The sequence below is a fragment of the Streptomyces sp. NPDC006872 genome, assembly GCF_040635845.1.
GTDB lineage: Bacteria > Actinomycetota > Actinomycetes > Streptomycetales > Streptomycetaceae > Streptomyces.
In genome coordinates, this window is the sequence record NZ_JBEYIL010000014.1 from 1 (window position 1) to 25,784 (window position 25,784).

Consider the following 25,784-nt stretch of genomic DNA (forward strand, 5'->3'; position numbering starts at 1 on the left):
TCCGACTCTATCAGATCCTTTTCCGATCCGATTTCCTCGGTGCTTTCCAGGTTCCCGCTTTTGTTTCGCGGTTTCCCTTTCCGGCGGTTCCGACTTTATCAGAAGTTCTGAGTCGGTTTTCCCGGCCCCTCCCGGGACTGGTTCCGGCGCACGCGGCGACCGGGTTCCCGTTCAGGCGGAGCCGTAAACGTACTGGAGCGGGGCTCCTCGATGCAAATCGAGGAGCCCCGCTCCGGGTTCACGCGTACGACGGGTCGTACGTCGCTCAGACCTCCACCACGACCGGGAGGATCATCGGCCTGCGGCGATACGTGTCGGAGACCCACTTGCCCAGGGTGCGGCGGATGAGCTGCTGCAGCTGGTGGGGTTCGACCACGCCGTCCTGGGCCGAGCGTTCCAGGACCTCGGCGATCTTCGGAACGACCTCCGAGAAGACCGAGTCGTCGATGCCCGAGCCGCGGGCCTGGATGTGCGGGCCGCCGGTGATCTTGCCGGTGGACGAGTCCACGACGACGAAGACCGAGATGATGCCCTCGTCGCCCAGGATCTTCCGGTCCTTCAGGGCCGGCTCGCCGACGTCTCCGACCGAGAGGCCGTCGACGTAGACGTAACCCGCCTGGACCTTGCCGGAGATCTTCGCCTTGCCCTCGACGAGGTCGACGACCACGCCGTCCTCCGCGATGACGATGCGGTCGTGCGGGACGCCGGTCATGGCGCCCAGTTCGGCGTTGGCGCGCAGATGGCGCCATTCGCCGTGCACCGGCATCAGGTTCTTCGGACGGCAGATGTTGTAGAAGTACAGGAGCTCGCCGGCCGAGGCGTGGCCGGAGACGTGGACCTTCGCGTTGCCCTTGTGGACCACGTTCGCGCCCCAGCGGGTCAGGCCGTTGATCACGCGGTAGACCGCGTTCTCGTTGCCCGGGATGAGCGACGACGCCAGGATCACCGTGTCGCCGGGGACGATGCGGATCTGGTGGTCGCGGTTGGCCATGCGGGACAGGGCCGCCATCGGTTCGCCCTGGGAGCCCGTACAGACCAGGACCACCTCGTGGTCCGGGAGGTCGTCGAGGGTCTTGACGTCCACGACCAGGCCCGGCGGGACCTTGAGATAGCCCAGGTCGCGGGCGATGCCCATGTTGCGGACCATCGAGCGGCCCACGAAGGCGACCCGGCGGCCGTACTCGTGCGCCGTGTCCAGGATCTGCTGGATGCGGTGGATGTGGCTGGCGAAGCTGGCCACGATGATCCGCTTGCGGGCGTTCCCGAAGACCGTGCGCAGGACGTTGGAGATGTCCCGCTCTGGCGCCACGAAACCGGGGACCTCGGCGTTGGTGGAGTCCGAGAGAAGAAGGTCGATACCTTCCTCGCTCAGCCGTGCGAACGCGTGTAGATCTGTGAGACGGCCGTCCAGCGGGAGCTGGTCCATCTTGAAGTCGCCCGTGTGGACGACCATGCCGGCGGGGGTGCGGATGGCGACCGCGAGCGCGTCCGGGATCGAGTGGTTGACGGCGATGAACTCGCAGTCGAACGGGCCGATGCGCTCGCGGTGTCCCTCCGCCACCTCGAGGGTGTACGGCCGGATCCGGTGCTCCTGGAGCTTGGCCTCGATGAAAGCGAGGGTCAGCTTGGAGCCGATCAGCGGGATGTCCGGCTTCTCCCGGAGGAGGTAGGGGACGGCGCCGATGTGGTCCTCGTGGCCATGGGTCAGGACGATGCCCTCGATGTCGTCGAGGCGGTCCCGGATGGACGTGAAGTCCGGCAGGATCAGGTCGATTCCGGGCTGCTCCTCCTCGGGGAAGAGCACTCCGCAGTCGACGATCAGGAGGCGGCCGCCGTACTCGAAGACCGTCATGTTGCGGCCGATTTCGCCGAGGCCGCCCAGCGGGGTGACCCGGAGGCCTCCCGCGGGGAGCGGCGGGGGCGGGGCGAGTTCGGGATGCGGATGACTCAAAAGACTCTCCTCAAACACGCACGCCACGTACCGGTGGGCACGTGGCGCGCGTGACGTTCGTGCGAAAGCAGTTGTCGTTGTGGATTGCAGGCACCGGTGGCCTGCCTATTCAGTTGTGAAGTCTGTTGTCAGAGCTGTACCCCGCCCGCGGCAAGATCGATCTTGAGCTGTTCGATCTCTTCGGGCGAGCACTCGACCATGGGCGAGCGCAGCGGGCCGGCGGGCAGTCCCTGCAGGGCGAGCGCAGCCTTGGTGGTCATGACGCCCTGGGTGCGGAACATGCCGGTGTAGACCGGGAGCAGCTTCTGGTGGATCTCCGTGGCCTTCTGGACGTCGCCCGCGGTGAACGCCTCGACGAGGGCTCGCAGGTCGGGCGTGACCAGGTGGCCGACGACCGAGACGAAGCCGACCGCGCCCACGGAGAGCAGCGGCAGGTTCAGCATGTCGTCGCCGGAGTACCAGGCCAGGCCGGAGCGCGCGATGGCCCAGCTCGCGCGGCCCAGGTCGCCCTTGGCGTCCTTGTTGGCGACGATCCGGGGGTGCTCGGCGAGGCGGACCAGCGTCTCGGTGCTGATCGGGACGCCGCTGCGGCCGGGGATGTCGTAGAGCATGACCGGCAGCTCGGCGGCGTCGGCGACGGCCGTGAAGTGCCGGTACAGGCCCTCCTGCGGGGGCTTGTTGTAGTACGGGGTGACGACGAGGAGGCCGTGTGCGCCGGTCTTCTCGGCGGCGCGGGCCAGCTCGACGCTGTGGTGGGTGTCGTTGGTGCCGACGCCGGCGACGACGTGGGCGCGGTCTCCGACGGCCTCCAGGACGGCTCGTACCAGGTCCGATTTCTCCGCGTCGCTGGTGGTGGGTGACTCACCGGTGGTGCCGTTGACGACCAGGCCGTCGTTGCCTGCGTCCACCAGGTGGGTGGCGAGCCGCTGTGCGCCGTCGAGGTCGATCGCACCGTCCGCCGTGAACGGCGTGACCATGGCGGTGAGGACCCGCCCGAAGGGGGTCTGCGGAGTGGAGGTCGGAGCCATGGGTAACACGCTACTCGTTGCTCACCGTGGGGTCTTCCCTCGGGGGAGGTGACAAGTCAGGACAAAGATGGAACCCGGCACTGCCTGCTCGGGGGTTCAAGCAGTGCCGGGTCCGTTTGATCAGGCTAGATGAACTTCTCCAAATGCCGCAATACGGACACTTCGCACGGATGATCCGTACATACGTCTCCGTCGCTCTTCTCCGCTTTTTTCCTGGGGTTTTCTTGCGTTTTTCCGCTACGGAGCGACGCGGCCGTTGGCGTTGAAGGCGGCGTAGGTGAGGGGCATCAGCCGGGCCCACTCGGCCTCCATCTTCTCGCCCACCATCTCGATCTCCCGCTGCGGGAAGGAGGGGACCTTCGCCAGCTCGTGCTGGGTGCGCAGGCCGAGGAAGTGCATCAGCGAGCGGGCGTTGCAGGTGGCGTACATCGAGGAGAACAGACCGACCGGGAGGACCGCGCGGGCGACCTCGCGGGCGACGCCCTGCGCGAGCATCTGCTGGTAGGCCTCGTAGGCCCGGCGGTAGGACTCCTCCATGGTGCGGCTCACCAGCTCCTGCTGGTCCTGGGTGCCCTCGACGAAGACGTACTTGCCCGGGCGGCCCTGCTGGACCAGCTTGCGGGACTCGCCGGGGACGTAGAAGACGGGCTGGAGCTCCCGGTAGCGGCCGGACTCCTCGTTGTAGGACCAGCCCACGCGGTGCCGCATGAACTCGCGGAAGACGAAGATCGGGGCGCTGATGAAGAACGTCATCGAGTTGTGCTCGAAGGGGCTGCCGTGCCGGTCCCGCATCAGGTAGTTGATCAGGCCCTTGGAGCGCTCCGGGTCCTTGTTCAACTCGTCCAGGGACTGTTCCCCGACGGTCGACACACGGGCCGCGAACAGCACGTCGGAGTCCGACGCGCTGTGCTTGACCAGCTCGACGGTGACATCGCTGCGGAGATCGATCTTGAACTCGTCGTCGGGGGTGGCGGTCACGATTCGGAGGGTCCTTCCCATCACATCTGGCGTCGGCGCGCCCACTCTACGGGGCCGCCTCCGACGCTCCGGAAGTGCCTTGCCGTGGATCGTTTTGAGGTAGCAGGCACCTTTTGGGGGACTCGTTCGTCTGTACTGATGACGAGTTGTTCGAGAGGAAAGACATCAGCCATGTTCCGTCGGCGCGAGCCCGTACCCTTCGCCTTCCTCGCCGAGGCCGACAGGTTCCGCAGCAATGTCACTCCCCCGCCCGCCGAACGGTCCTCCGTCGGTCAGATAGCCGGGCGCGTGCTGTTCGGGCTCACCATCGTGGCCGCGCTGGTGGGGTCCCTGGTCATCGGGATGCCGGCGCTGAGTCTGGACCACTCCTCACAGGCACAGCAGTCCCAGGCGTCCCAGGGGCGCTGACCTCCATCCGGCCCCCCGATGGTGGTGAGCGGGGACACAGGCGGATAGCCTCACCGGGCACAGCCCACGCATGGACGAGTGAGGACCAGCCGTGCCCCTGCCCTTCCTGACGGCCGACCGCGCATTCGAGGCAGCGGACGAGGTCGCTCTGCCCTTCGACGACCACGAGCGCTGGCGGCGCCCCTACCGGCCCGGGCCCTGGCGGGTCGGGATGGCCGCGCTGGCGCTCCTGCTCGCCTCGTACGTGCTGTTCGCGGCCGTCATCATCGCGTTGACCGGGTCGGCGTCCGAGGCCGCTGCGGTCTTCGGCTGCTCCCTGCTCGTGATCGCCTGCGCCCTGCGGTTGCTGCGGATGGGTGTGTGGGTGAGCGACCGCGGGCTGCGGCACGTGGGTTTCCTGTTCACGCGCACGCTGCCCTGGGAGCGCATCGTGGCGGTGCGGACCGCGCAGCAGCCGGTGCGCTGGCTGGGCCTGCCGCGGACCGTCCAGGGGCAGGCCCTGACCGTCGTGCGCCGTGACCGGCCCGCAGGTGAGGTCGCGCCGTTGCTGACCACGCACGGGGCGGACTTCCTGGCGCGTGCCGAGGCGTTCGACCGGGCGGCGGACGCGATCGAGGCGTGGGCCGCGGAGAACCGGCGCGGCTGATCCCGCGAACGCACGACGGAGGGGCCGGTCCGCAGTCGCTGCGGGCCGGCCCCTTCGGTCTCGGTGTCGCGTACGGGTACCCGTACGGGTACGGGTACGGGTAGGGCTCAGACGGCCTCGACCGGCTTGCCGTCGTGCAGGCCGATCGCCCGTTGCATCGCCTTGCGGGCCCTCGGCGTGTCGCGGGCGTCGTGGTAGGCGACGGCGAGGCGGAACCAGGTGCGCCAGTCCTCGGGGGCCGCCTCGGTCTCGGCCTTGCGCACGGCGAAGACCTCGTCGGCCGAGTCGCGGTCGACGCGGCCGCCCGGGGTGCGCTTCAGCTCGTCGACGGGCAGGCCGCCCTCGGCGTCGAGTTCGGCGGCGAGGGCGTTGGCCTTGCGGACGAACTGGGTGTTCTTCCACAGGAACCAGACGCCGATGACCGGCAGGATCAACACCGCCACGCCGAAAGTGACGGTCAGCAGCGTGCCGGCCTGGATGAGCATGACGCCGCGGCTGCCGACCAGGACGAAGTAGAAGACCAGGACGGCGGCCGTTATGGCGTAGGAGAGCTTGGCTCGCATGTCGGAATCAGCCTCGGACTCGGATCTGCCTCGGCCTCAGCCGAGGTCCAGGAAGTTTTCCAGGCCGAAGGTGAGACCGGGCGTCGACACCACCCGGCGGGCGCCCAGCAGGATGCCCGGCATGAAGCTGCTGTGGTGCAGCGAGTCGTGGCGGACCGTGAGGGTCTCGCCCTCGCCGCCCAGCAGCACCTCCTGGTGGGCCAGCAGGCCGCGCAGGCGGACGGCGTGGACCGGGACGCCGTCGACGTTCGCACCCCGGGCGCCGTCCAGGGCCGTCGCCGTGGCGTCCGGCGCCGGGGCCGTGCCCGCCTCGCGACGGGCCTCGGCGATGAGCTGGGCGGTGCGCGTGGCGGTGCCGGACGGGGCGTCCACCTTGTTCGGGTGGTGGAGTTCGACGACCTCGACCGACTCGAAGTACGGCGCGGCGATCTGCGCGAACTTCATGGTGAGGACGGCGCCGATGGAGAAGTTGGGTGCGATGAGCACGCCCGTCTCCGGGGACCCGGCCAGCCAGCCCGTCAGCTGCGCGAGGCGCTCGTCGGTCCAGCCCGTAGTGCCGACCACGCAGTGGATGCCGTGGCGTACGCAGAACTCGAGGTTGTCCATGACCGAGGCGGGGGTGGTCAGCTCGACGGCGACCTGGGCGCCGGTCTCCGTGAGCGTCTCGAGCTTGTCGCCGCGGCCGAGGGCGGCCACCAGCTCCAGGTCCTCGGCGGCCTCGACCGCCCGTACCGCCTCGGAACCGATCCGGCCGTTGGCGCCGAGGACCGCCACGCGCAGCTTGCTCATCGTTCTTGCTTCCTTACGCTTCTCAACGGGAGTGGATCAGGCGACCGCGTCGTTCAGCCGGGCGGCCTGCTTGTCCTTGAGCGGGCCGATGACCGACAGCGACGGGCGCCGTCCCAGGATGTCGCGGGCCACCGCACGGACCTCGTCCGGGGTCACCGCCGCTATCCGGGTCAGCATGTCGTCGACCGACATCTGCTCGCCCCAGCACAGTTCGCTCTTGCCGATGCGGTTCATGATCGCGCCGGTGTCCTCCAGGCCGAGGACCGTGGAGCCCCTGAGCTGGCCGATGGCGCGGCCGATCTCGTCGTCGGACAGGCCGTGCTCGGCGACCTGGTCGAGTTCGTCGCGGCAGATCTTCAGCACGTCGTGGACCTGCGAGGGGCGGCAGCCGGCGTAGACGCCGAAGAGGCCGCAGTCGGCGAAGCCGGAGGTGTACGAGTACACGCTGTAGGCCAGACCGCGCTTCTCGCGGACCTCCTGGAACAGCCGCGACGACATACCGCCGCCGAGGGCCGTGTTGAGGACGCCCAGCGCCCAGCGGCGCTCGTCCGTGCGGGCCAGGCCGGGCATGCCGAGGACGACGTGCGCCTGTTCCGTCTTGCGGCCGATCAGCTCGACTCGGCCGGCGGTGCGGATCGCGCGTCGGCCGTCGCGAGGGGCGATGGGCGTGGCGTCCGGCTTCTTGAGGGCGCCCGCCTTCTCGAAGGCCGCGCGGACCTGGCGGACGACCTTGTTGTGGTCGATGTTGCCGGCGGCCGCGACCACGAGGTGGGTCGGGTCGTAGTGCCTCTTGTAGAAGCGGCGGATGCGGTCGGCGGTGAGGGCGTTGACCGTGTCGACCGTGCCGAGGACCGGGCGGCCCAGGGCGTTGTCGCCGAACATGGTCTGCGCGAACAGGTCGTGGACGCAGTCGCCGGGGTCGTCCTCGGTCATGGCGATCTCTTCGAGGATCGCGCCGCGCTCGACGTTGACGTCGTCCTCGAGGATGAGCGAGCCCGTGAGCATGTCGCAGACCACGTCGATCGCGAGCGGCAGGTCGGCGTCGAGCACGCGCGCGTAGTAGCACGTGTACTCCTTCGCCGTGAAGGCGTTCATCTCGCCGCCGACGGCGTCGATCGCGGAGGAGATGTCCAGCGCGGACCTGCGGGTCGTCCCCTTGAAGAGGAGGTGCTCCAGGTAGTGGGTGGCGCCGTTCAGGGACGGCGTCTCGTCGCGGGAGCCGACGTGCGCCCAGATGCCGAAGGTGGCCGAGCGGACCGAGGGGAGGGTCTCAGTGACGATCCGCAGGCCGCCCGGGAGGGTGGTCTTACGGACCGTGCCGATGCCGCCTGCACCCTTGATCAGGGTTTGGGTACGGGCGACGGCCCGCGCCTCCGAAGAGGTGCGGGCCGTCGCCGTGGGGCTGTTCGATGTCACTGGTCGCCCGCAGCGGAGCTGCTGTCGGCTGCAGCGTCCTTCTTGTCCTCGTCCCCGTCCTCGCCCTCGATCACGGGGATCAGGGAGAGCTTGCCGCGGGAGTCGATCTCGGCGATCTCGACCTGGACCTTGGCGCCCACACCGAGCACGTCCTCGACGTTCTCCACGCGCTTGCCACCGGCGAGCTTGCGGATCTGCGAGATGTGCAGCAGACCGTCCTTGCCCGGGAGCAGCGAGACGAACGCGCCGAACGTGGTCGTCTTCACGACCGTGCCCAGGTAGCGCTCGCCGACCTCCGGCATGGTCGGGTTGGCGATGCCGTTGATCGTGGCGCGGGCGGCCTCGGCCTGCGAGCCGACCTGGGCACCGATGTAGATGGTGCCGTCGTCCTCGATCGTGATCTCGGCGCCGGTGTCCTCCTGGATCTGGTTGATCATCTTGCCCTTCGGGCCGATGACCTCGCCGATCTTGTCCACGGGGATCTTGACGGTGATGATCCGCGGGGCGTTGGGGGACATCTCGTCCGGCGTGTCGATCGCTTCCATCATCACGTCGAGGATGTGGAGGCGGGCGTCGCGGGCCTGCTTGAGGGCCGCGGCCAGGACGGAGGCCGGGATGCCGTCCAGCTTGGTGTCGAGCTGGAGGGCGGTCACGAACTCCTTGGTGCCGGCGACCTTGAAGTCCATGTCGCCGAAGGCGTCCTCCGCACCGAGGATGTCGGTGAGGGCGACGTAGTGCGTCTCGCCGTTGATCTCCTGGGAGATCAGGCCCATGGCGATACCGGCGACGGGGGCCTTGAGGGGCACACCGGCGTTCAGCAGCGACATGGTGGAGGCGCAGACCGAGCCCATGGACGTCGAGCCGTTGGAGCCGAGGGCCTCGGACACCTGACGGATCGCGTAGGGGAACTCCTCGCGCGTCGGCAGGACCGGCACGATGGCGCGCTCGGCGAGCGCGCCGTGGCCGATCTCGCGGCGCTTCGGGGAGCCGACGCGGCCGGTCTCGCCGACGGAGTACGGCGGGAAGTTGTAGTTGTGCATGTAGCGCTTGCGGGTCACCGGGGAGAGGGTGTCCAGCTGCTGCTCCATGCGGAGCATGTTCAGGGTGGTGACGCCCAGGATCTGGGTCTCGCCACGCTCGAACAGCGCCGAGCCGTGCACGCGCGGGATGGCCTCGACCTCGGCGGCGAGCGTACGGATGTCCGTGACGCCACGGCCGTCGATGCGCTTCTTCTCCTTGATCACGCGCTCGCGGACCAGCTGCTTGGTGAGCGAGCGGTACGCGGCGGAGATCTCCTTCTCGCGGCCTTCGAACTCCGGCAGGAGCTTCTCGGCGGCGAGCGTCTTGACGCGGTCCAGCTCGGCCTCGCGGTCCTGCTTGCCCGCGATGGTCAGCGCGGAGGCGAGCTCCGGGCGGACGGCGGCGGACAGCGCCTCCAGGATGTCGTCCTGGTAGTCGAGGAAGACCGGGAACTCGCCGGTCGGCTTCGCGGCCTTGGCGGCGAGGTCGGCCTGGGCCTTGCAGAGGACCTTGATGAAGGGCTTCGCGGCGTCCAGACCGGAGGCGACGACCTCCTCGGTCGGCGCCTCGGCGCCGCCCGCGACCAGGGTGATGGTCTTCTCGGTGGCCTCGGCCTCGACCATCATGATCGCGACGTCGCCGTCCTCCAGGACGCGACCGGCGACGACCATGTCGAAGACGGCGTCCTCGAGCTCGGTGTGCGTCGGGAACGCGACCCACTGGCCGTTGATCAGCGCGACGCGGACGCCGCCGATCGGGCCGGAGAAGGGCAGACCGGCCAGCTGCGTGGACGCGGAGGCGGCGTTGATCGCCACGACGTCGTACAGGTGGTCGGGGTTGAGCGCCATGATCGTGGCGACGACCTGGATCTCGTTGCGCAGGCCCTTCTTGAAGGACGGGCGCAGCGGGCGGTCGATGAGGCGGCAGGTGAGGATCGCGTCCTCGCTCGGCCGGCCCTCACGGCGGAAGAAGGAACCCGGGATCTTGCCGGCGGCGTACATCCGCTCCTCGACGTCCACCGTGAGGGGGAAGAAGTCGAGCTGGTCCTTGGGGTTCTTGGAGGCGGTGGTGGCCGACAGCACCATGGTGTCGTCGTCCAGATACGCCACGGCGGAGCCGGCGGCCTGCTTGGCCAGGCGGCCCGTCTCGAAGCGGATGGTGCGGGTGCCGAAGGAACCGTTGTCAATGACGGCCTCGGCGTAGTGGGTCTCGTTCTCCACTAGCGTTTTCTCCTCGTCTTCGTCCCTGGGCTGCCCGTGTGGCAGGGGGACGGTGGCGAAGAAGCGCTCCGTGCGGTGCGGGCCGGTCTTCGATCGAAGCACCCGGGGTTCTCTTTCCCGGGGGCCACTACCGAGGACCGGCGGCGGCTAGGCGCGCTTCTCCTCGTTCGGTGTGCGTGGTGACGTTTACCCGCAGCGAGTACACGTCATCACGCTGTGTCGTACCTATTGCGTTGTGCTACCACACTACAAAGCGTTGCCGACACTCCGCACGTTTCCGCGACCGCGGCAGGCGTGCGGTGGGCCTTGCCAGGGGGCGTGCGGGTGCGTGCAGCCGGGTGCGTACGGCTGCGTGCTTCATGCGTACGTCATGCGTACTTCTGCGTACTTCTGCGTACTTCTCTGTGTACAGCAAAAAGGAGCGGTCCCGATGGTCCCGGGAACCGCTCCCCTCACGGCGTCCTACTTGGCGCCCGCCGCACCGCGGCGGATGCCGAGGCGGTCGACCAGCGCACGGAAGCGCTGGATGTCCTTCTTGGCGAGGTACTGCAGCAGGCGGCGACGCTGACCGACCAGGATCAGCAGACCACGACGGGAGTGGTGGTCGTGCTTGTGCGTCTTGAGGTGCTCGGTCAGGTCCGAGATCCGGCGCGACAGCATGGCGACCTGGACCTCGGGGGAGCCGGTGTCGCCCTCCTTCTGGCCGAACTCGGTGATGATCTGCTTCTTCGTAGCGGCGTCGAGCGGCACGCGTACTCCTCGTAGTCTTTTCGTGGCCACCGAGTGCCCCCGGTCTGTGTCTCGGGGGAGCTTCCGTTACTCGGGAGGCGGGGATCCGCTGAGCGCGACCTCCAGAACCTTCAGGCGGTGCCTGAGGGTGCTTCCGGGGGTGCGTACACAAACGGCCAAGGGCCAGGGTAGCAGGAGGTGGCGCGCGCCTTCCCCCCAGTTCCCGATCCGCCGGGTCGGCAGGGCCTCGGCCACTAGGGTGAACGCTCGGAATCGTTCGTGCAACGTAGGTCGTATGTGTGGAAGGGGTCGCTGCGGCATGACGGAGACGGAAGCGGAGATCAAGGCGCGCAAGGAGCGGGAGCGGGACGAGCTGTACGCGCTCGACATCTCCGGCGTCGAGTGGCGGTCCGCGCCGGGCACGGAGGAGCACGAGGAGCGCGTCGAGATCGCCTCTCTGCCCGAGGGGGCCGTGGCGATGCGGTCGTCGCTCGACCCGAAGACGGTGCTGCGCTACACCGAGGCGGAGTGGCGGGCCTTCGTGCTCGGCGCCCGGGACGGCGAGTTCGATCTGGAGCCGACGGCGGGCAGCGGAGGGGCGGCGGCGGAGTAGCCGCCCCGCCGCTGCGGTCGTTCCCCTCGTTTCGTTTGTCGTGTGAGTCGGGCTATGAGGCGTTGGCCTCGTCGCCCGACTCTTTTCTCTTTTGCGCGCGGTGAGACCCGGCCTTCTCCCCTCGCCCGCACGGCACTTCGGACGCTATGGCCGTTTTGCGGCTGCTTCCTGGAGTGCGTGACGTGGTGGACTGGTGCCCAGGGGCGGGCGGGCCTGCCGAGGCGGGCCGTCTGGTGATTAGGCTGGTACGGGGCGCGATGCCGGAAACCGTGGGGTGGGCGTCGGCGTCTCCGGGGGAGGGCCTGCATCCGACGACGTCAGACGGCCTCGAACCCACTTCGGACGACAAGTAACGGTCGCTTCGGCACGTATGAGGGTGCTCGACCACACCAGGAGGAATTGTGAGCAGCGATCGGGACGGGATGCGCGGGGGCTGGGCCACGCCCGGCGATGACCAGCCCGACGCGGAGGCCGTCGTCGAGGCGACAGGTGAGTTCACCGTCGACTACGCGCCGCCGGCTTGGTACACGCAGAGCACGGGCGGCGGTTCGACGCCGGGGGCGGGCGCGGGCGCGGGGGCGGGCGCTCCTGGCGCGCCGTTCCCTCCGGCTGCGCCGCCGGTGCCGCCTGCGCCGGGGGTACCGGTTGCTCCGCCTGCACCGGGCGTGCCGGTTGCTCCCACTGCCCCGCCGGCCGTACCGGTTGCTCCTGGTGTGCCGGTTGCTCCGGCAGTGCCGACTGCTCCTGCGGTGCAGGTTGCTCCGTCTGTTCCTGCGGTACCGGCTGCCCCTGCGGTGCCGGTGACTCCGCCTGTTCCGGTGGTTCCTGGCGTGTCTCCCGTTCCGGGGGCGGTCGCCGTGCCCGATCTTCCGGTGGGCAGCGGATTCGAGCCGCAGCCTCAGCCGCAGCAGTCCGAGGCGCAGTGGGGGCCCTCCGCGGACGCCGAGGACACCGGCTCCGACAACGGAGACCTGGAGAGCGGCGCCACCATGCGCTTCTCCGCGGCCGCGCTCAAGCAGGAGATCGCGGCGCACGCGGCCGCCACGGCGCAGGCCGAGCCCGAGAAGCCTGCGGAGGCGGACGACGAGGCTGTCGAGGCGGCCGCCGAGACCGTGGATTCCCCGGAGCCCGCGGAGGCCACGACCTCGCCTCCCGCCGAGGACGCGGAGGCAGTCGGCGCCGATGCCGATGCCGACGGTACGGGTGTTGAGGGCGGCCCCGGTCCCGAGGACGTCGTCTCCGAGGCTCCCGTGGGCGAGGAGACGGACGTTCAGGACGCGGCGCCTGCAAGCGCCGACGTCGTCCAGGATGCGGTCCCTTCAAGTGACTTCCTGCTCGACGAACCCTCCGACGCGGTCCCTGCGGCTGCGGCCGAGCCGCAGGACAGCGTGCCCCAGGACGCCGCTCCCACCGGGCAGCCCCTCTGGACTCCCCCGCCGGCCCCGCAGAGCGAACTGCCTCCGCTGCCGCCGTCGTATCAGCCCGCGGCGCCCACACCGGCGGCACAGTGGCCGGCACAGCCGCAGCCGGCCGATGCCGCGCCTGCGCCTGCGCCCGCCCAACAGCCGCCCGTGCAGCCGCAGGCGGCTCCGCCCGCGCCGGTCGGTTGGAACCCTCCGGCCCCGGCACCCGCGGCCGCACCGCAGCCCGGCTACGGCTTCCCCCAGCCCCCGGCGGCGCAGCAGCCGCCCGCCCCGCAACCGGGCTACGGCTTCCCGCAGCCCGGTGAGGCCCAGGCGCCCATGCCACCGGCCGCCCCCGGCGGTTACGGCTTCCCGCAACAGAACGTCGGCCCGGCAACGCCCCTCACCGCCGACGCCCAACCCCAACCGGTGCCCCCGGCCCCTCAGCCCGGCGGCTACGCCTTTCCGCAGCCGGGTGACGCCCCGGTCCCCACGCCGCCGGTCGCCCCCGGGGGTTACGGGTTCCCGCAGGCCAGTGGTGCCCCGGCACCCGTCCCGCCTGCCGCCCCCGGCGGCTACGGCTTCCCGCAACAGAACGCGGGCCCGACAACACCCCCCACCCCGGACGCCCAACCCCACCCCGCGCCCCCCGCACCCCAGCCCGGCGGCTACGGGTTCCCGCAGGCCGGTAGTGCCCCGGCACCCACCCCGCCAGTCGCCCCCGGCGGCTACGGCTTCCCGCAGCCTCCCGTCCCCAACGCCCCCGGCGGCCACGGCTTCCCCCAGCAGAACGTCGGCCCCGTAGGACCTCCCACCCCCGACGCCCAACCCCAACCCGCGCCCCCGGCACCCCAGCCCGGCGGGTACGGCTTCCCGCAGGCCGGTGGTGCCCCGGCACCCACCCCGCCGGCCGCCCCCGGCGGCTACGGCTTCCCGCAACAGAACGCGGGCCCGGCAGCACCCCCCACCCCCGACGCCCAACCCCAACCCGCGCCCCCGGCATCCACCCCGCCGGCCGCCCCCGGCGGGTACGGGTTCCCGCAGCCGTCGGTGCCTCAGGCCCCGCAGCCGCAGGCTCCGCAGTCCGGGATTCCGCAGCAGGCGGCTGCCGCATCGCAGGGGTTCCCCGGCCCCGGGCAGGCTCCTCAGGGGCAGCCCGCGCCGCAGGTCCCCGGTCCCGACGCGGCGCAGATTCCGCAGCAGCCCGTCGATCCTCGGACCGGGGCCGCCTGGCCGCAGCCGATCCAGCACGATCAGCGGCAGCCGGTGAACCCGGGTGCCGCGCCGCTGGGTTACACGGCCGCCATGGAGCTGTCCTCCGACCGGCTGCTCAACAACAAGAAGCAGAAGGCGAAGAGCGGTCGGCCGACCGCCGCGTCCTCTCGCTTCAAGCTCGGCGGGAAGAAGGAAGAGGCCGAGCGGCAGCGGAAGTTGGAGCTGATCCGGACTCCCGTGCTGTCGTGCTACCGGATCGCGGTCATCAGCCTCAAGGGCGGTGTCGGCAAGACGACCACGACCACCGCGCTCGGCTCCACCCTCGCCACCGAGCGCCAGGACAAGATCCTCGCGATCGACGCCAACCCGGACGCCGGCACCCTCGGCCGCCGGGTGCGGCGCGAGACCGGGGCGACGATCCGTGACCTCGTCCAGGCGATCCCGTACCTCAACTCGTACATGGACATCCGGCGGTTCACCTCCCAGGCGCCGTCCGGCCTGGAGATCATCGCCAACGACGTCGACCCGGCGGTGTCCACGACCTTCAACGACGAGGACTACCGGCGCGCGATAGACGTGCTCGGCAACCAGTACCCGATCATCCTCACGGACTCCGGCACCGGTCTGCTCTACAGCGCCATGCGCGGGGTGCTCGACCTCGCCGACCAGCTCATCATCATCTCCACGCCGTCCGTGGACGGGGCGAGCAGCGCCAGCACCACGTTGGACTGGCTCTCCGCGCACGGGTACGCCGAGCTCGTCTCACGGTCCATCACCGTCATCTCCGGGGTGCGCGAGACCGGAAAGATGATCAAGGTCGACGACATCGTGTCGCACTTCGAGACCCGTTGCCGCGGTGTCGTCGTCGTGCCGTTCGACGAGCATCTGGCCGCCGGCGCCGAGGTCGACCTCGACATGATGCGGCCGAAGGTGCGGGAGGCGTACTTCAACCTCACGGCGATGGTCGCGGAGGACTTCATCCGCCACCAGCAGCGTCAGGGACTGTGGACCAGCGACGGCAACCCGCCGCCGATGGCCGCCCCGCCGATGCCTGGCCAGCAGATGCCGGGCCAGCAGATGCCCGGACAGCCGTATCCGCAGCAGCCCGGCCAGCCGTACCCCCCGCAGGGACAGCAGCCGCAGGGGCAGCCGTACCCGCAGCAGCCTCAGCAGCCGCACCCCGGGTATCCGCCGCCCGGCTACGGCTACCCGCAGCACCCACAGGCGCCTCAGCCGCCGCAGCAGTAGCCCGTACATGCCAAAGGGCGGCCGGTGTCACAGGACACCGGCCGCCCTTCGGGCGTTCCGTCCAGGTCGGCTACCGGGCCGCCGCCACCAGTTCCCGGCAGCGCTGCACGTCCTGTGCCATCTGCTCCAACAGGCCCTCCAGCGAGTCGAACTTGGCCTGGCCGCGGACGAAGGCGAGGAAGTCGACGGCGACGTGCAGGCCGTAGAGGTCGAGGCCGACGCGGTCGATGGCGTACGCCTCCACCGTGCGCTCGGTGCCGTCGAACTGCGGGTTCGTGCCGACGGAGATCGCGGCCGGCATCACCTCGCCGTCCGCGTGCAGCCAGCCCGCGTAGACGCCGTCGGCCGGGATCGCGGTGTGCGGCAGCGTCTCGACGTTGGCGGTCGGGAAGCCGAGCTCCCGACCGCGCTGGGCCCCGCGGACCACGACGCCCTCCACCCGGTGCGGGCGGCCGAGGATCTCCGCCGCGCCCTCGACGTCGCCCTCGGCGACCAGCCGCCGGGTCAGGGTCGAGGAGAACGGCTGACCGCCGCCCGCCTCGCCGCACAGCACCAGGTCGACGACCTCGACGTCGAAGTCGTAGACCTTGCCCTGCTCGTTGAGGAACTCGACGTTGCCCGCGGCCTTGTGGCCGAAGCGGAAGTTCGGGCCCTCGACGACGGCCTTGGCGTGCAGCTTGTCGACCAGGACCTTGACCACGAAGTCCGCCGGGGACAGCTTCGAGAACTCGGTGGTGAAGGGGAGGATCAGCAGCGCGTCCACGCCGAGTTCCGCCATCAGCTCGGCGCGGCGGTGGTGCGGGGCGAGCAGCGGCGGGTGGCTGCCGGGGCGGACGACCTCGCTGGGGTGCGGGTCGAAGGTGACGACGACGACGGGGACGTCCAGTTCACGGGCACGGTCCACGGCGTGCCGGATGATCAGCTGGTGTCCGCGGTGCACCCCGTCGTAGGAACCGATGGTGACGACGCTGCGTCCCCAGCCCTCGGGGATGTCCTCCAAGCCACGCCAGCGCTGCACTGTGACCGCTCCTCGAACCCGTGTCCGTATCTACCATTGCCTCTTACGCAGGTCTAAGGGTGCCATGCCGGGTGCCTGCGGCCCGCATCGGCATCGGGCCTGTGACCCGACGCACGGACTCGGGGCGGTGCCGTCACGCGGGCACCCGTACGCCCGCCAGGTTCTCGATGGTGCGGCGGGCGCTGGGGCCGACCACCACGGCCCACTCCCCCGGCGCCTCCGTGAGCCAGTCCACCACCTGTGCGGCGAAGCCCGGCACCTGCCGTCCGAGCTCGACCAGACCGCGGTCGAAGCGGGTCGCGCCGTCCGGGGTGCGCACGAGGAGCAGGCCGGTGCGGTGGACGAGGTCGCGCAGTTCCTCGCCGGTGCGCCCGGCGGCGGCGTGCAGGACGGCGTCCAGGACGGCCGGGGCCCGTTCGTGCGTGAGCAGGTGCTCCAGGAGTTCACGACGCAGGGGACGCGACTGAAGGGCCCCGGGCGCGGCCAGTACGCCGCCCAGGGCGGCCCGTACCTGCTCGGGGCCGTCGCCGTCCAGCAGGCCCGTGACCAGCGGGAGGAGGACGGCGCGGGCGGCGGGGCCGTGGTCGAGGCGCCGGTCGACGTACGCGGCCACGTGCCCTGCGGTCTCCGGCCGCCGCTCCAGCGCCTCCCGCACGAGGACGGCGACCCGGTGGGCCAGCCTGGGCGTGGTGACGTCGGCGAGGGCTCGTAGGACGCTGCCCGCGTCCGCGCGCTCCGGGGCGGCGAGCCGGGTCCTGAAGGCGTCCAGGACCGGCTCGGGGTGGGTGCTCAGGGCGGCGAGCAGCGCGCTCGGGGGCAGTTGGGGGTCACCGGCCGCGAACCGCTCCAGCGTCTGCGGGAGGTACGGGGAGCGGGTCTCGGGGTCGCGGACGAGAAGGGCGAGCGCGCCGCCGTGCAGCGGACCGTCGACGGGGCGGGCGAGCAGGGCGAGAGCCGCGTAGCGCAGCAGCCGGTGGTCGGCGTCCGTGCGGATGTGCGGGGCGGCGCGCAGACCGTACGTCATCGCCGCGGCCCGCCGGGCCGGGCGCTCGTCGTGCGACCACCGGTCGACGGCCCGGCACAGCGCGGACGGCTCCTCCTCCGCCAGGACGGCGAGCAGTTCGTCGGCGCGGGGGTGCGCGCAGTCGACGAGGAGTTCCGTGAGGTCGTCCAGCGCCCGGTGCCGGTGGGTGTGCAGCAGCGCCTGTGCGGCCGTGGCCACGGTGGCGTGCGGGGTCGCGGGCAGCGGCCGCTCGTCGTCGAACCAGTGGGTGAGGTACGGCTGGACGGCGCTGGGGTCGGCGGCCAGGAGCCGGGCGACGGCGTCGAGGTAGCGGGGCGCGTCCGCGTCCTGCGGGGCGCCGTCGGCGACGACCAGGCGGCGCAGGAGGTCGAGGCGGGCGTCGGGCGGCAGCGCGAGCCCGGTCCAGAAGGCGGGGCCGAAGTCCGCGAACCGGCCGTTCCCCTCCGCCCGGGCGCCGATCAGGTCCGCCAGCAGGCGCAGGACTCCGGTGTACGGCGTCGCGTCCGGGACCCGCAGCAGGGTCTCGGTGAGCAGCCGGGCGGCCCACCAGGAGCCCGGATCGGCCTCCAGGGCGTGGGTCAACTCCCTGAGCTGGGCGGTGAGTTGGTGCGGACCCTGCTGGCGGGCGAGGAGCAACAGGGCCTGCACGACGGGGCCGATGCGGTGGTGCGGGACGGGCAGCGGACGGCCGCCCTGAGGTGTGCGGCGGCGGTGGACCAGGGCGCGCAGCGCCTCGCCCAGATCGAGGTGGACGCCCTGGATCCAGTCGGCGAGTTCCTCGTGGGCGAAGCGGTAACCGCCGCCCGCCGGCACGAGGAGGCCCTCGGCGAGGACGGCGGACGCCCAGCCGGCACCGCCGCCGAGCCGGGCCGGCGCGGGTCCCCAGGGGAACACCGCCTCGAACGAGGCCCGGTCCAGCTCGCCCTGCCCCGGTCCGAGACTGCGCCGGGCGGCCTCGTGCACCTGGCCGGAGACCTTCGCCGCGAGCCGTCGTACGGCGGTGCCGCGCAGTCCGTTCTCGGCGGCGAGGCGGACCGCGATACGCAGGCACACCAGATCGAGGTAGGCGGCGAGGACGTCGTCGCGGTCGACGGGGGACCAGACGGGCGGGCCGGGGAGGGCGGCTCGGACCTCGGAGAGGAGGCGGAGCGTGAGGGGGTGCCGATCGTCGGGGGCGGCGAGCGCGGCCTCGGGCACGGAGTAGCGGGCGCGGGCCTCGCACGCCTCGTCGGGGGTGAGGTCGCCGAGGCGGACGCAGGGCGGGAGCGGATCTCCGGGCGTGGTGCCGCCGTACAGCATCTCCGGCGGGAACTCGGCTCCCGCCCGCTCCCAGTACTCGCCCCGGCAGGCCACCACCAGCCGTGCCCCGGTCTCCCGCAGCCACTCCGCGGTGCCCTCGGTCCAGTCGGCGAGCCGGTGTGCGAGGACCGGGGGCATCTCCTCGGGGCCGTCCAGGAGGAGCAGCAGCGGGCGTCCGACGGCCTGCGCGAGACGGGCGATGCGCTCGGGGGTGACGTCGCCGAGGTCGGCGGCGGCCGACGAGCCGGCGGAGGCCGCCACGATACGGGCCGCTCGGACGAGGGTGCGGCGGGCGGCGTCGGCGAGGGAGTCGTCCTCGTCCCTCAGGTCGGCGCCGCGCAGCCACAGGGTGGGGGCCGGCGGTACGCCCCGGGCACGGCGGGCGGCGAGGGCCGCGAGTTCCGTCGTACGGCCGCTGCCCGGTGCGCCGACGAGGCCGAGGACGGCCGTCGGGCTCACCGCGAAGGCGGCGAACTCCCGTGCGGGGACGGCGCGTTCGACCGGCACCGCGTCGACGGTGCGGGAGCCGGTCGCCGTGCGGCCGAGGTGGCCGGACAGCGCGCCGGGCGGGCCGTCCGAGCCGACGGAGTTGGCCGTGAGCTCCAGGATGCCCGCCAGGTTGAGGTCGGCGCCGTACGCGGGCACGGTGGCCGCGTTGCGGACGAGCAGCTCGGCGAGGGGACCGTCGGCCGCGGCGGACCACCCCTTGGCCGGACCGCCCGCCGAATCCCCCGCGGCCGCAGCGGGATCCGCCCCCGCATCGCCGGCCGCCGGCCCCCACGCTCCCCCGGCGGGCTCCGCTTCGCGATCCGCGGATGCCGGACCGTCGTCGGTCGCCGGTACGCGCGGGCGCAGCAGCACCGCGAAGCCGGTGTCGCGGTGGCCGGACCGGAGCGCTGTGCCGAGGACGGCGACGACCGCGCCGGTCTCGGCGTCGAGGACCGGTCCCCCGGCCGCGCCCCCGCCCAGCCGCAGCGCGTCCCGGCCGGACGTGCCGATGGCCAGTTCCAGGACGTCGTCCAGGGGGTGGCAGCGGTCGGTGGCCGTGTACGTCACGGACGTCTCGGTCAGCACTCGTGCCTCGCGCCAGCAGCCGGCGGCCAGCCGGACGTATCTGCCGGTCTCGACGCCCTCCCGCACGGTCACCGGCAGCGGGTCCGCGCCGAGGCCCTCGGTGCGCACGAGTGCCAGGTCGAGCTCGGGGAGGGGGGTGACCGCGTCGGCGGTCACGACACAGCTGCGGTCGCCGGCGGCGTACAGCACGAGCCGGGGCAGGCCGTCGACGGCCTCGTGGCTGGTGATCACCGTGCCGTGGTGGTCGGCGACGAAGCCGGTGCCGCGCGGTCGGCCCGCGAGGTCGCGGATGCGGACCAACGAGGCGTCCTGGGGAGTGTCCTGAGATGTGTCGCCCCGAGGGGATTCGTGCCGCGGTGTCCGCGGGCCCCGTCCCGCCATCGCCGTACCTCCCACCGCGCCCGCGTGCCCTCTGTCCGACGGTAGGGGCGGGATGATCAGCGGGACAGATCACGGAGCGAACGCGCCCCCCTGCACTCCCTCGGTTCACTCCGAGCGCCTGCCCGGACGGGTGAATGAAAGGGGGACATCGGATACACCCTAGGGGTGGGGGAACCGAGGGGGGACCGTGGAGCGGCGGCGCAGCACAACCCCGTGTTCGCCGCTCCACGGGCGGAGTCGAGCAGCCTCAGCCGAGTACGGCCAGGCTCTTCGCCTTGCCCTTCTGTTCCTCCACCAGGGCCAGGAAGCGGTCCTCGGGGTCGAAGACGGCCACGGCGCCCGCGCCCGCGTACTCGTCCGGCATCTCCAGGCGTACGCCGTTGAGGAGCAGCCGGGCGCGCTTGGCGTCCACGTTCCAGCGGGGGAACGCGACGGCGGCCGCGTCGGCCATCGGCATCACGGTCAGCTCCTGCTGGAGCTGGTCGAGCGTCTTCGCCGAGTCCAGCTTGTAGGGGCCGACGCGGGTGCGGCGCAGGGCGGTGAGGTGGCCGCCGACGCCGAGGTCGCCGCCCAGGTCGCGGGCGAGGGCGCGGATGTAGGTGCCGGAGGAGCAGACGACGGACACGACCAGGTCCAGGACCGCGGTGCCGTCCTCGGCGACGGCGTCACGGACGTCGTACACCGAGAAGGAGGAGATCGTGACCGGGCGGGCCGGGATCTCGAAGTCCTCGCCGTCCCGGGCCCGCTTGTAGGAGCGGACGCCGTCGATCTTGATGGCGCTGACCTTGGACGGCACCTGCATGATGGGGCCGCTCAGCTTGGCGATGCCGGCGTCGATCGCGTCCCGGGTGACCTTCGAGGCGTCCGTGGACCCCGTGATCTCGCCCTCCGCGTCGTCGGTCAGGGTCGTCTGACCGAGCCGGATCGTGCCCAGGTACTCCTTCTCGGTGAGCGCGAGGTGCCCGAGGAGCTTCGTGGCCTTCTCGATGCCGAGGACGAGGACGCCCGTCGCCATCGGGTCGAGCGTGCCCGCGTGGCCGACGCGGCGGGTCCTGGCGATCCCCCGCATCTTGGCCACGACGTCGTGCGAAGTGAAGCCCGACGGCTTGTCGACGATGACAAGGCCGTCGGGCGGGGTCTGCTTGCGGTTCATCAGGCGGAGTCGTCCGTCTCGTCCTCGTCACCGGGCTTCTTGTACGGGTCGGCCCCGCCCGCGTAGCCGGCGCCCGCGGACGCCTCGCGGACCTTCTCGTCGGCGGCGCGCGCCTTGTCGAGGAGGTCGTCGATGGTGCGGGCGTTGTCCGGCAGGGCGTCGGCGACGAAGGCCAGCGTCGGCGTGAACTTCACGCCGGCCGCGCGGCCGACCTCGGAGCGCAGGATGCCCTTGGCGCTCTCCAGGCCGGCGGCCGCCGCGGCCCGCTCCTCGTCGTCCCCGTACACGGTGTAGAAGACGGTCGCCTCCCTGAGGTCGCCCGTCACCCGGGTGTCCGTGATGGTGACGTGGGAGCCGAGCCGCGGGTCCTTGATCCCGCGCTGCAGCTTCTGGGCCACCACCTGCTGGATGAGGTCCGCCAGCCTCTTGGCACGCGCGTTGTCGGCCACTGGTCCGTCTCCCGTTCTGATCTCTACTTGCGTTTCTTCTGGTCGGTCAGTCGTCTTCGCCGTGGATGCGGCGTCTGACCGACAGCAGCTCCACTTCGGGGCGGCCTGCGACCAGTCGTTCACACCGGTCCAGTACATCGGTCAGATGCTCCGTGTCGCCGGAGATCACGGCGAGGCCGATCTTGGCCCTGCGGTGAAGGTCCTGGTCGTCCACCTCGGCCGCGCTCACCGCGTACTTGCGCTGGAGCTCGGCGACGATGGGACGGACGACGGAGCGCTTCTCCTTCAGCGACCGTATGTCGCCGAGGAGGAGGTCGAAGGACAGAGTCCCCACGTACATGTGTAACCGGTTCACCCGCCGGTACGGGATCGACGGCCCTGCCGCCATGGGGCAGGGACATCAAGAACGGTACAACGATCCAGGCGGGCGCTCGACGGAGTTTTACCTCGTGTATGCGTCAGGTGCGTCCGCCGGACGCCGCACCGGCCGACGGGGAGCGATCCCCGCCGGCCGGTGCGAACCCTGGGTGGTTACACCCGCGGCTTCTCGCGCATCTCGTACGTCGCGATGACGTCGTCGATCTTGATGTCGTTGAAGTTGCCGAGGTTGATACCGCCCTCGAACCCTTCGCGGATCTCGGTGACGTCGTCCTTGAAGCGGCGCAGACCCTCGATGTTGAGGTTCTCCGCGATGACCTTGCCGTCGCGGACGAGGCGTGCCTTGGTGTTGCGCTTGACCTCGCCCGAGCGGATGAGGACACCGGCGATGTTGCCCAGCTTGGACGACTTGAAGACCTCGCGGATCTCCGCCGTACCGAGCTCGAACTCCTCGTACTCCGGCTTCAGCATGCCCTTCAGGGCCGCCTCGATCTCCTCGATCGCCTGGTAGATGACCGAGTAGTACCGGACGTCCACGCCCTCGCGCTCGGCCATCTGCGCCGCGCGGCCTGCCGCACGGACGTTGAAGCCGATGACGATGGCTTCCGAGCCCATCGCGAGGTCGATGTCGGACTCCGTGACGGCACCGACGCCGCGGTGCAGGACGCGGATGTCGACCTCTTCGCCGACGTCCAGCTGGAGCAGGGAGGACTCGAGGGCCTCCACCGAACCGGAAGCGTCACCCTTGATGATCAGGTTCAGCTGCTGGACCTCGCCGGCCTTCAGGGCGGCGTCCAGGTTCTCCAGGGAGAACCTGCGCGTGCGCTTGGCGAACGCGGCGTTGCGCTCACGGGCCGCACGCTTCTCGGCGATCTGGCGGGCGGTGCGGTCCTCGTCGACGACGAGGAAGTTGTCGCCCGCACCCGGGACGTTGGTCAGGCCCAGGACCTGGACCGGCGTCGACGGGCCGGCCTCGGCGACGTTGTTGCCGTTGTCGTCGAGCATGGCGCGCACACGGCCGTAGGCGTCGCCCACGACCATCGTGTCGCCGACCCGCAGGGTGCCTCGCTGGACGAGGACCGTCGCCACGGCACCACGGCCGCGGTCGAGACGGGACTCGATCGAGATGCCCTGCGCGTCCTGGCTCGGGTTGGCCCGCAGGTCGAGCGAGGCGTCGGCCGTGAGGATCACGGCCTCCAGCAGCGAGTCGATGTTCAGACCCTGCTTGGCGGAGATGTCGACGAACATGGTGTCGCCGCCGTACTCCTCGGCCACCAGACCGAACTCGGTCAGCTGACCGCGCACCTTGGTCGGGTCCGCGCCCTCGACGTCGATCTTGTTGACCGCGACGACGATCGGGACGTCGGCCGCCTTGGCGTGGTTGAGCGCCTCGACCGTCTGCGGCATGACGCCGTCGTTGGCCGCGACGACCAGGATCGCGATGTCCGTCGACCGGGCACCACGGGCACGCATGGCGGTGAACGCCTCGTGACCCGGGGTGTCGATGAAGGTGATCGCGCGGTCCTCGTCGTTGACGAGGGTCGAGACCTGGTAGGCACCGATGTGCTGGGTGATGCCGCCGGCCTCGCCCGCGATGACGTTCGTCTTGCGGATGGCGTCGAGCAGTCGGGTCTTACCGTGGTCGACGTGACCCATGACGGTGACGACCGGCGGGCGGACGACCAGGTCGTCCTCGTCGCCTTCGTCCTCGCCGAACTCGATGTCGAAGGACTCGAGCAGCTCGCGGTCCTCCTCCTCGGGGCTGACGATCTGGACCGTGTAGTTCATCTCGCCGGCGAGGACCTCGAGGGTCGCGTCGGAGACGGACTGCGTGGCCGTGACCATCTCGCCGAGGTTCATCATCACCGCGACGAGCGACGCCGGGTTGGCGCCGATCTTCTCGGCGAAGTCGGTGAGGGACGCACCGCGCGACAGGCGAATGGTCTCGCCGTTGCCGCGAGGCAGCATCACGCCGCCGACCGACGGGGCCTGCATGGCCTCGTACTCCTGGCGCCTCTGCCGCTTCGACTTACGACCGCGACGCGCGGGACCGCCGGGACGACCGAAGGCGCCCTGCGTGCCACCACGGCCACCGGGACCGCCGGGACGACCGCCGAAGCCGGGACGGCCACCGCCGCCGCCGAAGCCGCCGCCACCGCCGCCGGGGCCACCGCCGCCGGGACGACCGGCGAAGCCGCCGCCGCCACCCGGACGGGCGCCGCCACCGGCACCCGGACCGCCGGGACGACCGGCGAAGCCGCCGCCGCCACCGGGACGACCGCCGCCACCGCCGCCGGGACGACCCGCACCGCCCGGACCGCGGCCGCCGGGGCCGCCGCCGGGACGCGGGCCGGCAGCGGGACGCTGCGGCATCATGCCGGGGTTGGGACGCGGGCCGCCGGGACGCGGGCCGCCGGGGCCTGCGCCCTGCGGGCGAGGCATGCCGCCCGGGGACGGACGTGCGCCGCCCGGGGACTGCGGACGAGGACCGCCGCCCTGGCCACCGGGGGCCTGCGGACGGGGACCGGCGCCGGGAGCACCCGGGCCGCCGGGACGCGGAGCGCCCTGCGGACGGGGCGCCTGCGGGCGCGCCATGCCGGCGTTGCCGCCGGACGTGAAGGGGTTGTTGCCCGGACGCGGACCGGCCGGACGGGCACCGCCCGGACGAGCGGCGCCGGCGCCACCGGGACGCTGGCCCTGCGCTGCGGCGGGACGCTGACCGCGGTCACCGCGGTCACCACGGTCACCGCGCTCCCCGCGGTCGCCACGGTCCTGCTGACCCTGGCCGGGCGCGGGACGGCCACCGGGACGGGGCGCGCCGGGGCGCGGACCCTGACCCTGGCCCTGGGGGGCGGCGGCGGCAGGCTTCTGGGCGGCCGGGGCCGACGGCGGAGCGGTGAACTCCGGGGCGGCCGGGGCCGGACGCGGCGCGGGCTTGGGACCCGGCACCGGACGCGGGCCGGAAGCGGCCGGCGCGGGGGCCGAGGCGGCGGCCGGCGCGGCCGGGGCCGCGGGCGTCTGCGCCACGGGAGGCTTGGGGGCGGCCGGCCGCGGAGCAGCCGGGCCCGGACGGGCCGCCTGCGCCGGGGAGGGCGCGCCGGGCCTGGGGGCAGCCTTGCGCGGGGCGGGCTTGCCGCCGCCCTGGAAGGCATCAGTCAGTTTGCGGACAACGGGCGCTTCGATGGTCGAAGACGCCGAACGGACGAATTCACCGAGTTCCTGGAGCTTGGCCATGACGACCTTGCTCTCAACCCCGAACTCCTTGGCGAGTTCGTATACCCGGACCTTAGCCACTTCGCTCCTTTTAGGTCCGGGTGTGTCCGGACCGTCGCTACTTCATGGGCGTACTCATCGCGTGCTCATCGAGTGCTCATCGCAATCTCGACCTACTTCCAACTCGCGGGGTACCAGAGCCGCACGGAGGTTCCGCGCGACGCCTTCTTACGGTGTTGCCTGTTCGGCAACGGTCGTCTGCTCGATGTACTGGCGCAACGTATTTGTGTCGAGCGCTCCCGGGGCTCGCAAGGCCCTCGTGAACGCCCGGCGACGTACCGCCTGGTCGAGACAGACCGGGGCGGGGTGCACATACGCACCCCGGCCGGGCAGCGTACCGCGAGGATCGGGGACGCATGCGTCCTTGATCGCCACGATGCGCAGCAGCTCCGTCTTGGCCGCTCGCTCCCGGCACCCCACACAGGTGCGTTCAGGGCATGCTCCGGCGTGCGTCCGGCCAGACACGTTTAAGTCTACCTCCCCGTACCGACCTCACCCCTTTGGGGCA

General features: G+C 71.5%; 19 protein-coding genes. 4 read left to right on the forward strand and 15 right to left on the reverse strand.

Going from position 1 to position 25,784, the window contains the following annotated elements:
* Positions 1 to 265 precede the first annotated feature (265 nt).
* From ABZ725_RS34625 to thyX, 3 genes are all read right to left on the reverse strand, one after another.
* Positions 266 to 1,951, reverse strand: coding sequence for a ribonuclease J (locus ABZ725_RS34625; RefSeq protein WP_351913175.1), 1,686 nt, complete (start codon positions 1,949 to 1,951; stop codon positions 266 to 268).
* A 128-nt stretch (positions 1,952 to 2,079) separates the two neighbouring features.
* Positions 2,080 to 2,979 (reverse strand): 4-hydroxy-tetrahydrodipicolinate synthase, encoded by a 900-nt coding sequence (gene dapA, locus ABZ725_RS34630; RefSeq protein ID WP_358806422.1) that lies wholly within the window; start codon positions 2,977 to 2,979, stop codon positions 2,080 to 2,082.
* 237 nt (positions 2,980 to 3,216) lie between these two features.
* Positions 3,217 to 3,957: an FAD-dependent thymidylate synthase gene (gene thyX, locus ABZ725_RS34635; RefSeq protein WP_351913172.1), complete on the reverse strand. Its 741-nt coding sequence runs from the start codon at positions 3,955 to 3,957 to the stop codon at positions 3,217 to 3,219.
* A gap of 171 nt (positions 3,958 to 4,128) precedes the next feature.
* Between thyX and ABZ725_RS34640 the strand changes: the two genes are divergently transcribed.
* Complete coding sequence (locus tag ABZ725_RS34640; protein ID WP_358806423.1) at positions 4,129 to 4,365, forward strand: hypothetical protein; 237 nt, start codon at positions 4,129 to 4,131, stop codon at positions 4,363 to 4,365.
* A gap of 91 nt (positions 4,366 to 4,456) precedes the next feature.
* A complete protein-coding gene (locus ABZ725_RS34645) occupies positions 4,457 to 5,011 on the forward strand; it encodes a hypothetical protein (protein WP_358806424.1) in 555 nt (184 codons plus the stop codon).
* Positions 5,012 to 5,118: 107 nt separating this feature from the next.
* Here the strand turns inward: ABZ725_RS34645 and ABZ725_RS34650 are convergent, their stop codons facing one another.
* From ABZ725_RS34650 to rpsO, 5 genes are all read right to left on the reverse strand, one after another.
* On the reverse strand, positions 5,119 to 5,574 hold the full coding sequence (locus ABZ725_RS34650; RefSeq protein WP_358806425.1) for a hypothetical protein: 456 nt from the start codon (positions 5,572 to 5,574) through the stop codon (positions 5,119 to 5,121).
* 36 nt (positions 5,575 to 5,610) lie between these two features.
* Positions 5,611 to 6,363 carry a 4-hydroxy-tetrahydrodipicolinate reductase gene (gene dapB / locus ABZ725_RS34655; RefSeq protein WP_358806426.1) on the reverse strand — a complete coding sequence of 251 codons (753 nt, stop codon included), beginning with the start codon at positions 6,361 to 6,363 and terminating at the stop codon, positions 5,611 to 5,613.
* A 36-nt stretch (positions 6,364 to 6,399) separates the two neighbouring features.
* On the reverse strand, positions 6,400 to 7,779 hold the full coding sequence (locus ABZ725_RS34660; protein WP_358806427.1) for a pitrilysin family protein: 1,380 nt from the start codon (positions 7,777 to 7,779) through the stop codon (positions 6,400 to 6,402).
* Positions 7,776 to 10,019: a polyribonucleotide nucleotidyltransferase gene (locus ABZ725_RS34665; RefSeq protein WP_351913177.1), complete on the reverse strand. Its 2,244-nt coding sequence runs from the start codon at positions 10,017 to 10,019 to the stop codon at positions 7,776 to 7,778. Before ABZ725_RS34665 ends, ABZ725_RS34660 begins: the two co-directional genes overlap by 4 nt.
* Before the next feature lie 462 nt (positions 10,020 to 10,481).
* On the reverse strand, positions 10,482 to 10,769 hold the full coding sequence (gene rpsO / locus ABZ725_RS34670; RefSeq protein ID WP_003993372.1) for a 30S ribosomal protein S15: 288 nt from the start codon (positions 10,767 to 10,769) through the stop codon (positions 10,482 to 10,484).
* A 298-nt stretch (positions 10,770 to 11,067) separates the two neighbouring features.
* Here rpsO and ABZ725_RS34675 point away from each other — a divergent pair, with 298 nt between their 5' ends.
* Both ABZ725_RS34675 and ABZ725_RS34680 read left to right on the forward strand, forming a co-directional pair.
* Positions 11,068 to 11,361 (forward strand): DUF397 domain-containing protein, encoded by a 294-nt coding sequence (locus ABZ725_RS34675; RefSeq protein ID WP_358806428.1) that lies wholly within the window; start codon positions 11,068 to 11,070, stop codon positions 11,359 to 11,361.
* A gap of 401 nt (positions 11,362 to 11,762) precedes the next feature.
* Positions 11,763 to 15,227 (forward strand): SCO5717 family growth-regulating ATPase, encoded by a 3,465-nt coding sequence (locus ABZ725_RS34680; RefSeq protein ID WP_358806429.1) that lies wholly within the window; start codon positions 11,763 to 11,765, stop codon positions 15,225 to 15,227.
* 70 nt (positions 15,228 to 15,297) lie between these two features.
* Here ABZ725_RS34680 and ABZ725_RS34685 read toward each other — a convergent pair whose 3' ends face one another.
* The 7 genes from ABZ725_RS34685 to ABZ725_RS34715 all read right to left on the reverse strand — a co-directional run bounded on the left by ABZ725_RS34685 (position 15,298) and on the right by ABZ725_RS34715 (position 25,741).
* Positions 15,298 to 16,245: a bifunctional riboflavin kinase/FAD synthetase gene (locus tag ABZ725_RS34685; RefSeq protein ID WP_358806430.1), complete on the reverse strand. Its 948-nt coding sequence runs from the start codon at positions 16,243 to 16,245 to the stop codon at positions 15,298 to 15,300.
* A gap of 133 nt (positions 16,246 to 16,378) precedes the next feature.
* Positions 16,379 to 20,023 (reverse strand): trypsin-like peptidase domain-containing protein, encoded by a 3,645-nt coding sequence (locus ABZ725_RS34690; RefSeq protein WP_358806431.1) that lies wholly within the window; start codon positions 20,021 to 20,023, stop codon positions 16,379 to 16,381.
* Between the two features lie 247 nt (positions 20,024 to 20,270).
* Complete coding sequence (gene truB, locus ABZ725_RS34695) at positions 20,271 to 21,176, reverse strand: tRNA pseudouridine(55) synthase TruB (RefSeq protein WP_358806432.1); 906 nt, start codon at positions 21,174 to 21,176, stop codon at positions 20,271 to 20,273.
* Positions 21,176 to 21,625, reverse strand: coding sequence for a 30S ribosome-binding factor RbfA (gene rbfA / locus ABZ725_RS34700; protein ID WP_079659156.1), 450 nt, complete (start codon positions 21,623 to 21,625; stop codon positions 21,176 to 21,178). Before rbfA ends, truB begins: the two co-directional genes overlap by 1 nt.
* Before the next feature lie 46 nt (positions 21,626 to 21,671).
* Entirely contained in the window at positions 21,672 to 21,965 is a 294-nt protein-coding gene (locus ABZ725_RS34705; protein WP_351913151.1) for a DUF503 domain-containing protein, read from the reverse strand.
* Between the two features lie 191 nt (positions 21,966 to 22,156).
* On the reverse strand, positions 22,157 to 25,297 hold the full coding sequence (gene infB, locus ABZ725_RS34710; protein WP_358806433.1) for a translation initiation factor IF-2: 3,141 nt from the start codon (positions 25,295 to 25,297) through the stop codon (positions 22,157 to 22,159).
* 147 nt (positions 25,298 to 25,444) lie between these two features.
* Positions 25,445 to 25,741 carry a YlxR family protein gene (locus ABZ725_RS34715; protein ID WP_351913148.1) on the reverse strand — a complete coding sequence of 99 codons (297 nt, stop codon included), beginning with the start codon at positions 25,739 to 25,741 and terminating at the stop codon, positions 25,445 to 25,447.
* Positions 25,742 to 25,784: the final 43 nt, after the last annotated feature.